Source organism: Streptomyces griseoflavus, assembly GCF_014649995.1.
GTDB classification, from domain to species: domain Bacteria; phylum Actinomycetota; class Actinomycetes; order Streptomycetales; family Streptomycetaceae; genus Streptomyces; species Streptomyces griseoflavus.
This window is the reverse complement of the sequence record NZ_BMUC01000010.1, coordinates 209,920-216,813: the sequence shown is the minus strand read 5'-3', so window position 1 is coordinate 216,813 and position 6,894 is coordinate 209,920. Positions and strand designations below refer to the sequence as shown.

General features: G+C 74.2%; 7 protein-coding genes. 4 read left to right on the top strand and 3 right to left on the bottom strand.

Translation table 11 applies throughout. The features are described 5' to 3' along the window. Positions 1–78: 78 nt before the first annotated feature. The gene (locus tag IE172_RS22005; protein WP_190098999.1) at positions 79–642 is read right to left on the bottom strand and encodes an NADPH-dependent FMN reductase; all 564 of its coding nucleotides are present in this window, start codon (positions 640–642) and stop codon (positions 79–81) included. Between the two features lie 121 nt (positions 643–763). Between IE172_RS22005 and IE172_RS22000 the strand changes: the two genes are divergently transcribed. Then, positions 764–1,426: a TetR/AcrR family transcriptional regulator gene (locus IE172_RS22000; RefSeq protein WP_190098998.1), complete on the top strand. Its 663-nt coding sequence runs from the start codon at positions 764–766 to the stop codon at positions 1,424–1,426. 83 nt (positions 1,427–1,509) lie between these two features. Beyond that, positions 1,510–2,547, top strand: a complete 1,038-nt coding sequence (locus IE172_RS21995) for a LacI family DNA-binding transcriptional regulator (protein ID WP_229886261.1) — start codon at positions 1,510–1,512, stop codon at positions 2,545–2,547. 52 nt (positions 2,548–2,599) lie between these two features. Here the strand turns inward: IE172_RS21995 and trxA are convergent, their stop codons facing one another. Further along, positions 2,600–2,995, bottom strand: coding sequence for a thioredoxin (gene trxA, locus IE172_RS21990; RefSeq protein WP_189556291.1), 396 nt, complete (start codon positions 2,993–2,995; stop codon positions 2,600–2,602). A 118-nt stretch (positions 2,996–3,113) separates the two neighbouring features. On the opposite strand from trxA, the gene IE172_RS21985 reads away from it, so the two are divergent. Further along, positions 3,114–4,559: a dihydrolipoyl dehydrogenase family protein gene (locus IE172_RS21985; RefSeq protein WP_190098996.1), complete on the top strand. Its 1,446-nt coding sequence runs from the start codon at positions 3,114–3,116 to the stop codon at positions 4,557–4,559. 79 nt (positions 4,560–4,638) lie between these two features. Here the strand turns inward: IE172_RS21985 and IE172_RS21980 are convergent, their stop codons facing one another. After that, the gene (locus tag IE172_RS21980; protein WP_190098995.1) at positions 4,639–5,283 is read right to left on the bottom strand and encodes a peptide deformylase; all 645 of its coding nucleotides are present in this window, start codon (positions 5,281–5,283) and stop codon (positions 4,639–4,641) included. A 126-nt stretch (positions 5,284–5,409) separates the two neighbouring features. Here IE172_RS21980 and IE172_RS21975 point away from each other — a divergent pair, with 126 nt between their 5' ends. Continuing rightward, positions 5,410–6,819 carry a PepSY-associated TM helix domain-containing protein gene (locus tag IE172_RS21975; RefSeq protein WP_190098994.1) on the top strand — a complete coding sequence of 470 codons (1,410 nt, stop codon included), beginning with the start codon at positions 5,410–5,412 and terminating at the stop codon, positions 6,817–6,819. Positions 6,820–6,894: the final 75 nt, after the last annotated feature.

Sequence of the window (6,894 nt, the reverse complement as noted above, 5' to 3'; positions counted from 1 at the left end):
GGGGCCCGCCCGCGCCGTGCCGGCGGCGTGAGCGGGGGAGCCCGGAGCGGGCCGCGTGCCGCGGCCCTCCGGGACGGGTCAGGCGGCCGTCGGCTGGTCGAGCAGGAGCTGCAGGCGGCTGATGACGTCGGTCAGCTGCTCGGTGACCTCGGCGTCGTCCGCCGGGTGGGTCTCGGCGAAGCGGGTCACCGAGCCGGGGATGGACAGCTTGATGTCCTCGATGACCTTGCCGCCGGCGATGCCCACGGCCTTGCGGGCCTCGTCCTGCGCCCAGACGCCGCCGTACTGGCCGAAGGCGGTGCCGACGACGACGACCGGCTTGCCGCCGATGGCGCCGGCGCCGAACGGGCGGGAGAGCCAGTCGATGGCGTTCTTCAGGACGGCCGGGATCGTGCCGTTGTACTCGGGGGTGAAGAGCAGCAGCGCGTCGGCGCCGGCGGCGGCCTCGCGCAGCTTGGCGGCGGCGGCCGGGACGCTGCCCTCGACGTCCAGGTCCTCGTTGTAGAAGGGGATCTCCGCCAGGCCCTCGTAGAGGGCCACGTCGGTGCCGGCGGGCGCGAGCTTGACCGCGGCCTCGGCGAGCTGACGGTTGTGCGAACCGGAGCGAAGGCTGCCGACGAGGGCGAGGATGCGAACAGACATGAGGAAACTCCTGGGGGGCTGAAAACGCGGTATCAACGATCCGGACCGGGGTCCGCTTCACATGTGTAGCACTCCAACCGGACCGCGGTCCAGTTTCTTCCCGATGCTTTACGCTGGCTTCATGTCCGCCGCGACGCCGCCCGTCCCGAAGCCCCAGGAGCCCGTCGAGCCGCAGGAGTTGTTCCAGCTCGGCACCGACGCCGACGAGCCCTGCCTGCGCGCCGACGCCGCACGCAACCGCGCCCGCCTGCTGGAGGCCGCCGCGCTGCTCGTCGCCGAGCGCGGGGCCGACGGCGTCACCATGGAGGAGGTCGCGGCGGCCGCCCGGGTCGGCAAGGGGACGGTCTTCCGCCGCTTCGGTGACCGCACCGGGCTGCTCACCGCGCTGCTCGACCACTCCGAGAAGAAGTTCCAGGCCGCATTCCTCAGCGGCCCCCCGCCGCTCGGTCCGGGCGCGCCCCCGGTCGAGCGGCTGCGGGCGTTCGGTCTCGCCATGCTCCGCCGCACCGCGGACGAACTGGAACTGCAACTGGCCGCCGAGGCGGACGCCGGACGCCGCTACACCGTGGCCCCGCGACGGGTGCTGCGCCACCACGTCGCCCTGCTGCTGCGCGAGGTGGCCCCGGACGCGGACTGCGAGCTCCTGGCCTACACGCTGATGGCCCAGCTCGACCCCGCCCTGGTCCACCACCTGGTCCGGCAGTGCGGCATGGCGCCCGAGCGGCTGGAAGCCGCGTGGACCGATCTGGTCGACCGGGTCACGGGCACCGCCGCCGCGCACTGAGGGACCCGGCACGCACACCGCCGGGATTCTCAACTCACCCGGCGCACAGCGCCGTTACCGCTTCTGCAAGGATGCGGTACGTCATGGTGCAGATATCGAACCCGCCCGCGCCCGCGTCCCCCGCACCGACGCGCTCCGTCCCCACGAGCGCCGATGTGGCCCGCCTGGCCGGCGTCTCGCGCGCGACCGTCTCCTACGTCCTGAACAACGCCGGTGCCGTGCGGATCAGCGAACCCACCCGCCGCCGGGTCCGCGAGGCCGCGAGGGAACTCGGCTACGTGCCGCACGCCGCGGCCCGCAGCCTGCGCGCCGGGCACAGCCGTATGGTCCTGATGCCCGCGCCCGCGTTCCCGGTGGGCCCGCTCTACAGCCAGTTCATCAACGACCTCCAGGCCGCCCTGGGACGCCTCGACTACACGGTCGTGCAGTACGGCACCGTCGGCCTGCACGACGACGAGGCCGCCCGTGCCTGGGCGGAACTGCGGCCGGTGGCGGTGCTGGTCCCCGGTTCCGGACTCGGCCCGCGCGGCGTCGAGGTGCTCAAGCGCTCCGGGGCGCGGGCCGTCGTCACGCTCGGCCCCGAGTCCGTGGAGGGGGCGCACGCCCTGCTCATGGACCACGACGTGGTCGGTCACAGCGCCGGCGCGCACCTCCTGGAGCGGGGCAGCCGCAGGATCGGCGTGGTCGTCCCGCGCGAGCCCGGCCTGGAGGCGTTCTCCGCGCCCCGTCTGGCCGGTGTGCGCGCCGCCCTGCGCGGGACCGACGCGACCGTCGTGGAACTGCCGCTCGCCCACGACGAGGGAGCCGCCGCCCGGCTCGCGGCCCGCTGGCGCGGTCTCGGCCTCGACGCCGTGTTCACGTACAACGACGAGTACGCGATGCTGCTGATGCGCGCGCTCCAGGACGAGGGCGTCCGCATCCCCGAGGAGACGGCCGTGCTCGGCGCCGACAACCTGATGCTGGGCAGGCTGCTGCGGCCCCGGCTGAGCACCGTCCACCTCGAACTGCCGACCGGCCGTGAACTGGCCGAGCTGGTCGACCGCGCCGTGCGCGACCCGGCCGCGGCACCCGAGGCGCACAAGGTGCTCGGGGCGTCGGTCGTGCGGCGCGAGTCCAGCTGACACCGCGGGCGCCGCGGCCCTGCCCGTGAGCGCGAGCCCCGCGCGTGCGGCGTCAGGCGCTCGCGTCGGGCGCCTGACCCTGCTGCGCCTGCTGCTCGGCGATCTGCTTGCGCACGTCGTCCATGTCCAGCTTCCGGGCCTGCCCGATGACATCCGTCAGCGCGGCCTCAGGAAGCGCACCCGGCTGGGCGAACACGGCCACCTGGTCACGCACGATCATCAGCGTGGGGATCGACTGGATGCCGAAGGCCGCGGCCAGCTCCGGCTGCGCCTCGGTGTCCACCTTGCCGAACACCAGGTCCGGGTTCTCCTCCGCCGCCTTCTCGTACACGGGTGCGAACTGCCGGCAGGGTCCGCACCAGGCCGCCCAGAAGTCGATCAGCACGAACTCGTTGTCCGTGACCATCTGGTCGAAGTTCTCCTTGGTGAGCTCCACGGTGCTGCTCATGGCGTGTTTCCCTCTTCCTGGTGTGGGGGGCGGGCTCCGCACAACACGGCCGGCCGGTCGCGTATTCCGCGCCCCTACCCATGTGGTCACGGGGCACACCACCCACCAGACTGATGCCATGACGGAAACGCAACCGACGCGACAGGAAGCAGCCGCCTACGACGTCGTGGTGCTCGGAGCCGGGCCCGTGGGCGAGAACGTCGCGGACCGTACCCGCGCCGCCGGGCTCACCACCGCGGTCGTGGAGGGCGAACTGGTCGGCGGCGAGTGCTCCTACTGGGCGTGCTCGCCCAGCAAGGCGCTGCTCCGCCCGGTCATCACCCGGGCGGACGCCCGCCGCACCCCCGGTCTGAAACAGGCGGCCCAGGGCCCCCTCGACACCGCCGCCGTACTCGCCCACCGGGACGAGTACGCCTCCCACTGGAAGGACGACGGCCAGGTCCGGTGGCTGGACGGCACCGGAGCCGACCTGTACCGCGGCCACGGACGGCTCACCGGCCCGCGGACCGTCACCGTCACCGGCTCCGACGGGGAGGAACGCGTCCTCACCGCCCGGCACGCCGTCGCCGTCTGCACCGGCAGCCGCGCCAGGCTGCCCGACCTGCCCGGACTCGCCGAGGTCAGGCCCTGGACCAGCCGGGAGGCCACCAGCGCCCCGTCGGTGCCCGGCCGGCTCGTCGTGGTCGGCGGCGGTGTCGTCGCCACCGAGATGGCCTGCGCCTGGCAGGCGCTCGGCTCGCGGGTCACCGTCCTCGTCCGGGGCGGGGGTCTGCTGGAGCGCATGGAACCCTTCGCCGGGGAGCTGGTCGCCGAAGCGCTCACCGAGGCCGGCGCCGAGATCCGCACCCGCACCTCCGTGACGTCGGTGACCCGGGAGAACGGCACCGTCCACGTGGTCACCGACGGCGGTGACCGGATCGAGGCCGACGAGATCCTCTTCGCCACCGGCCGCGCCCCGCGCACCGACGACATCGGCCTGGAGACGATCGGTCTGGAGCCCGGTTCCTGGCTCACCGTCGACGACACGCTCCGCGTGACCGGCCACGACTGGCTGTACGCCGTCGGCGACGCCAACCACCGTGCCCTCCTCACCCACCAGGGCAAGTACCAGGCGAGGATCGCGGGCGCGGCCATCGCCCGCCGGGCGGCGGGAGAGCCCGTGCACGCGGAGGAGTGGGGCGCGCACGCCGCGACCGCCGACCACGCCGCCGTGCCCCAGGTGGTCTTCACCGACCCCGAGGCGGCCGCCGTCGGCCTGTCCCTGGCCGAGGCGGAACGGGCGGGCCACCGCGTCCGCGCCGTCGACGTCGACCTCTCCACCGTCGCCGGCGCGAGCCTGTACGTCGACGGCTACAAGGGGCGCGCCCGCATGGTCGTCGACCTCGAGGAGGAGATCCTGCGCGGCCTCACCCTCGTCGGACCGGGTGTGGGCGAACTCATCCACTCCGCGACCGTCGCGGTGGCCGGCCGGGTCCCGGTCGACCGCCTGTGGCACGCGGTCCCGTCGTTCCCGACGATCAGTGAGGTGTGGCTGCGTCTGCTGGAGGCGTACCGGGACGCGTGAACCGGCCCGCGCAGGCGCGTGGGCCGGCGGCGCGCCGTACGCCGCCGAGATCCACCGGGAACCGGCCCCGGGGGCGGGCCTAGGGCAGGTCGAAGCCCAGTACCCGCGCCGCCCGCTCCGGCGTGGGCTGCGCCCAGTGCTCCGCCGCGGCCTGATGGGTGGAGAGTGAGCGCGGTTCGGCCCGGTCCAGGTACAGGGTGCCGTCGAGGTGGTCCGTCTCGTGCTGGACGATCCGGGCGGGCCAGCCGTCGAACACCTCGTCCAGCGCCCGCCCGTGCTCGTCCTGCCCGGTCAGCCGCACCCGTGCGGCCCGCGCCACCACCGCCTGGTACCCCGGGACGCTCAGACACCCCTCGAAGAACGCGGCCAGCCCGGTGCCGGCCGGCTCGTACGCCGGATTGACCAGCACCCGGAACGGCTGGGGATCCCTGCCGCGCACCAGGCGCACCTCCTCCGGAACGGGCGCGGGATCCTCGATCACCGCGATCCGCAGCGCCACCCCCACCTGCGGCGCCGCCAGCCCGACACCCGGCGCCGCGTGCATGGTGACGCGCAGCGCCTCCACGAACCGGGCCAGCAGGGTGGGCCCCAACTGGCCGTCGTACGGCTCGGTCCCGCCCCGCAGTACCGGGTCACCGGCCGCGACGATGGGCAACGGCCCTTCCGTGGCGAGCAGTTGCTCGACCCGCTCGGCCAAGGGTGCGCGACGGTCCGGAATTTCCATGCCGTCAGCATCGCACGCCCGCCGTCTGTGGCGCAGGTCACATCTCCTTCCCGGGAACTCGACGTGCCGCCTGCTCGACTACTGCACCGCCATGCCCGCTCAGACGCCCCCGGGAGAACCCCACCGATGACCACCGCTCCCTCGGCCACCACGGACGAGGCCCCCCGACCGCCCGCCCCCGCGCCCGCGAAGAGCACGTGGGCCACCCTGCGCCCCCTGGTCCTGCGCCTGCACTTCTACGCGGGCGTGGTGGTGGCGCCGTTCCTCCTCGTCGCCGCCCTCACCGGCCTGCTCTACGCCGCCTCCTTCCAGGCCGAGAAGATCGTCTACGACCACGAGCTGACCGTCCCCGTCGGCGAGCGCGCGCTGCCCGTCTCCGAACAGGTCGCCGCCGCACGCGAGGCGCACCCCGGCGGCACGATCGCCGCCGTGCGCCCCTCACCCGGGAAGGACGCCACCACCAGGGTGATGCTGTCCGGGATACCGGGCGTCGACCCCGCCCACACCCTGGCCGTGTTCGTCGACCCCTACACCGCGGAGGTGCGCGGCGCGCTGGAACAGTACGGCTCCACGGGCGCGTTGCCCCTGCGGACCTGGATCGACGAGTTCCACCGCGATCTCCACCTCGGTGAGACCGGCCGTCTCTACAGCGAGTTCGCGGCCAGCTGGCTGTGGGTGATCGCGGGCGGCGGCCTGGTGCTGTGGTTCTCCCGCCGCCGTGCCCTGCGCACGGTGCGCGGCACCACCGGACGGCGCCGCACGCTGGGTCTGCACGGCAGCGTGGGTGCCTGGGCCGCGATCGGCTTCGTCTTCCTCTCGGCGACCGGACTCACCTGGTCCACCTACGCCGGCGCGAACATCGCCGACCTGCGCACCTCCCTCGGCCAGGAGACCCCCTCGGTGTCGGCGGCGGCGGGCGGTGAACACGCGGGCCACGGAGCGGCCGCCGGTCCCGCGGGCGACGCGGCGCACGGCGTGGGCCTGGACCAGGTGCTCGCGGCCGCACGCGCCGAGGGTCTGGGCGACCCGGTGGAGATCGTGCCGCCCGCCGACGCGAGCTCCGCGTACGTCGTGAAGCAGATCCAGCGCAGCTGGCCGGTGAAGCAGGACTCGGTGGCCGTCGACCCCGGCACCGGCCAGGTCACCGACGTCCTGCGCTTCGCCGACCACCCGGTCCTCGCCAAGCTGAGCCGCTGGGGCATCGACCTGCACACCGGCAGCCTGTTCGGCCTGCCCAACCAGATCGCGCTGATGGCGCTCGCCTCGGCCCTGATCCTGCTCATCCTGTGGGGCTACCGCATGTGGTGGCGGCGCGGCCGCGGCTCCGCCTTCGGACGGCCCGTACCGCGGGGGGCCTGGCAGCAGGTGCCGCCGTACGTCCTCGTCCCGCTGCTGGCGCTGATCGCCGTCCTCGGCTACTTCGTCCCCCTGCTCGGCATTCCCCTGGCACTGTTCCTCGCCGTCGACATCGTGCTCGGGGAGATCGCCCACCGGCGTGGCCGGCGCACGTACGGGGGCGGCCCGGCGGTGCGGTGACGGCCGCGCGACGGTGCCGGTGCGACGACACCGGCCCCTCGTGCGGGTGGCCCGGTCCCCGAAACGGGACCGGGC